This window comes from Pseudomonas lopnurensis (assembly GCF_015070855.1).
In the GTDB taxonomy this organism is placed as follows: domain Bacteria; phylum Pseudomonadota; class Gammaproteobacteria; order Pseudomonadales; family Pseudomonadaceae; genus Stutzerimonas; species Stutzerimonas lopnurensis.
Genome location: NZ_JADDIX010000043.1, coordinates 1 through 3,758 on the forward strand (window position 1 = coordinate 1; position 3,758 = coordinate 3,758).

Consider the following 3,758-nt stretch of genomic DNA (forward strand, 5'->3'; position numbering starts at 1 on the left):
TCCTCGCCCCATACCAGCGGCACGCAGCGTTTGGCGGAGCCGAGCAGGCCGGTCGAGCGCTGCCATTCGTCGTGCCCGTCGAAGCAGACCATGCCCTGGCGGTATTCGCGCTGGCCCGGCAGGCGCAGCACCAGGCGCAGTTCGTTGACCCACTGGCCGCTGCGCGGATCGATATCGTTCCAGCGCTCCAGCTTCAGGCTGACCGGCAATACGATCTGGTAGAAGGCGCGCATGGTGGCGGCGAAGTCGCCGGACCAGTCCGCCGGGCGAATGCCGAAGCGGGTCTGCTTGATCCATTGTTCCAGTGGGGTGTCCCAGGTATAGATCAGCGAGATCAGCCCGATGAAGAGGGTGGCGGTCAAGCCCACCAGGCTCAGGCGCAGCGGCAGGGACAGCACGCGGATGCCGGTGGCCAGGGCCTCCGCCTCGCCGGCCAGTGCCGCGGCACGGGCGATACGCAGGGCGCGCATGGCCTGCAGCGAAACGCGGGCATAGGCCAGGTTGGCGCCAGCCAGGCCGGTGCTGACCGCGGCCGTATCCAGGTCGCCGGCGCGATAGGCATCCAGTGCATGCCAGCCGAAATAGAACACATCAATGCCGGCGGTAATGGCCTGCAACAGCATCGCGGCAGAGCCTAAACCCAGTGCCCGTGCCAGGTATTCTTGAGCCTTTGAATCGAGATGGCTGGCTTGAGCCACATGCTGTTCCCAGCGGGTATCGGCTAGTTGCTGCAGTATCGCGGTACCGGCTGTCAGATTCGCAAAAGCCGCGCTTCCTAGAGCAAGGTAGTTCTTACCGGATTTATTTTTAATGGCTGTTCTGGCGGCTTCTGCCGTATTCCACACCGCTACCAGCGCAATCAACGTCTTCAGCGGCGCCTCGTCCAGCAATTCACCGATATTGCGCGGCAGATCCAACTTGAGCTTGGCCGTATCGCCGCTCAGCGGCGGCAGCACTGGCGCGGGCTTGCCGGGTCTTGCGCGTGGCACGTCGCTGCCATAGCCCGGCTGGGGGTGGGCGGGTGCCGATTGCGGGACGGGCACCACGCGCAGATGCGGGATGGCGTCTTCTACCTGGGTCGCCGTTGGGCTTTTGCTGGTGGCCGTGCCGGGGGCGGTATGAGCGGCACGCGCCTGCTCGCGCTCGATCTGCTCGATGCGCTTGCCGATGCTGCGCCGCTGCCCCTTGTTATGGGCCTGGCCCATCTGCTCGCTGAGCCAGCGCAGGGCATCGACGGGCTGCAGTCGCTCCACTTCCATTCGCTGCTGGCTACGCACCAGCATGGCGACCATCAGGTTGTAGACCAGCGGGTGAATCTGCTCGGCCAGTGTGCGTAGCCGGCCGGCCAGAATGGGCGACACGGCTGCGAACAGGGGTTCGCCGCCGCCTACCGGCGCGAGCCCCTGCAGCCCGTCCGCTCCGCGATTCAGGGCCAGGCTCAGGGCCGTTGCGCGAGCCAGACGAGCCGCAGCCGTGCTCGCGTCGACCGCGACTTCGGACACGTCTTCCTGAACATGCAGCAACTGCTTCAGTTCGCCAACGGACGGCTTGCGCAGCAGACCCAGTACCGCCCAGAGCAGCCAAGGCTGGCCTTTGCTGCGATCCGGATCCAGGGCTTCTTCGATGGCCTTGACGCCGGGCGGGGTCGCGGCGGGCCCGAGGCAGGCAGCGGCAAAGCTGGCTTCGAGAAGGTCGCGCTGGTCGCGTTGGGTGATGTCGAAGTGTTCGCAGGCGATCTCCAGAGCGGCGGGCGTGTCGCCGCCCAGGGTCGAGAACCAGGCTGCCCAGAGCTGTGCCAGGCGCCGGCGGTCCACGTCCAGGGCTTCCTGCTCGCGTGCCTGTTCCTGCAGCACGCGCTGCAGACCCTGCACGTCGACCATCGAAGACAATCGGTCGCGTATGGCCTGGTCGCTGTCGCTGACGGACTTGACCACGGCTGCGATGGACCAGTCATCGGCCCGGTGCCGGTTGAGTTTGTCGAAGGCCTGGTTGCGCGTGCGCAGCAGAGCGGCGAGGTCGAACAGCACCCCCCAGGGATCGTCCAGCAGCGCGAAGTGTTGTTGCTCACAGCGCCGCATGCGTTTCAGCGGCGGTTCTTCCAGCAGCCAGTAGCTGGATTCGCGGGCACAGCTCCAGCGGTAGTTTTCCGGTTTCACGTCGCCGATCTGCGGATGCAGGGTCTCGACCGTTCCGCTGAAGGGCGCCGCTCCGGGAACCAGCGAACGCATCAGGCGTTGGCGAGTTTCGGCTTGCTGTTCGGCCTCAGCGAAGCGGCCTGCGCTCCACTCGACCGGCGACCAGGCCAGGGCTGCCGGCGCACCGGCTTCCAGCATAAGGTAGGCCATGGCCCCTTCAACCCGGGCCCGCCCGCCACGCGCCGTGGGGGTGAGCATGGATGCCTCGACCCGGTATTCGCTCAGCTCCTGCAGGCCGTCTTCCCAGACGTACAACCAGCCGTCGCGGAGCATGCGCGGCACGTAACCGAGTGGGCGGTCCTGCAACTGGGGATGATCCGGCCCCAGATCCGGGAACGGCCCCTGGATATCGGGCAGCCCCAGGGTCGCGGCATCCAGGCTGGATGGGTTGCGCGGATCGATGGGCCCGATGGCGTAGCGAACGGGCAATACCGCTGCCAGCAATGGGCAGGCCGCGGGCTGGAGACGGTCGGGGCGGGCTACGGGCTGGTTCATGTGGTCGCTTCCTGCAGGGTGGTCTCGCTGTGCGCCAGTGCTTCCAGCAGTGGCCAGTCCAGGGTGAATCGTGCGTCCAGGGGTTCGCTGGCGCCGCTATCGTCCCGCTCGGGAGGCGGGTTGCTCCAGGCCAGCAAGGGCACGTCTTCATCGTGCAGCCAAATATCCCGGACGCCATGCCAGAACCCGGCGGGCCATTGGGCGTTGGCCCGCCAGGCATCGAGCAGCGGGCGGGCATCGGCCAGCCGTAACCAGAATTTCCTGCCGTCGGGAGAGAGGATTCGTAAACGGCGCTGCAGGGCATCGCGCAGTTCATGCAGGGCGAAGTCGCTTTTCAGCCAGACGGCGTGCCGCAGTTCGGACCTGCCCCGGTACCAGGCTTCATGCAATGGGCTGCCTGCATCCGCGTTCAGCAGAATGGGGCCGATCTCTGCGAGGGGCGAATAGGGCGTACCCGACAGGAGTGGTCGGGGGCTGTGCCCGGGGAAGGTCTGGCAGAGCCAGGCCAGTGCCTGTTTGTGCGATGCGCCATCGAACAGTAGGAAGCCCGTGCCGGTCATTCCGCCTCCCTGGCCTGCTTGGCCGCTTCGCAGACTTCGCAGATGCCGCTGGTGGCCTGCAGGAAAACGCGGCGTTGCTTGGCCAGGGCCTCCAGGGGCATCCCGGCCTTGTCCGTATCCGCCGGGTTCACCTGCCCCGGCAGAATCGGTTTGGCGCCCGAACCGTTGCCCGGCGCGCCGCCGGAGTTGATATCGATCGTCGCCCCGCTCAGGGTGATGCCGCCGGGATCGAGCTTGAGAAAGCTGCCGCCGCCGCTGGCGGTCAGCTCCAGGCCGGCATCGATCACCACCTTGTCGCCGGCGTAGTAGTGGATTTCGTCGCCCGTCTCGACGAACTGGCCGCTGCCGATCTGAACGTGTTGGCTGTCACCGACGGTCAGGTGGTCGCTGGCTTTCACTTCGCTGCGGCGGTCGCCGTGGGTGGTGCGGTGTTCCTCGGCCTGCAGTTCACTGTAGGCGTTGGCCTCGACGGTATCGTGGCGCTCGTGGCCGACGCGGATCTTCTGGT

3 protein-coding genes are annotated in these 3,758 nt (G+C 66.6%); all 3 read right to left on the reverse strand.

Features of this window, described 5'->3' with window-relative positions:
* A partial coding sequence (locus tag IN820_RS08910; protein ID WP_193680636.1) for a toxin VasX occupies positions 1-2,690 on the reverse strand: 2,690 nt, incomplete at its 3' end.
* A complete protein-coding gene (locus tag IN820_RS08915; protein ID WP_193680637.1) occupies positions 2,687-3,250 on the reverse strand; it encodes a DUF4123 domain-containing protein in 564 nt (187 codons plus the stop codon). The genes IN820_RS08915 and IN820_RS08910, both read right to left, overlap by 4 nt.
* The coding region (locus IN820_RS08920) for a bacteriophage T4 gp5 trimerisation domain-containing protein (RefSeq protein WP_408005222.1) at positions 3,247-3,758 on the reverse strand (512 nt) is incomplete at its 5' end. The genes IN820_RS08920 and IN820_RS08915, both read right to left, overlap by 4 nt.

Coding starts and splice junctions, on each gene's coding strand:
- IN820_RS08915 (WP_193680637.1), bottom strand. CDS start 3,250: ATGACCGGCACGGGCTTCCTACTGTTCGATGGCGCATCGCACAAACAG.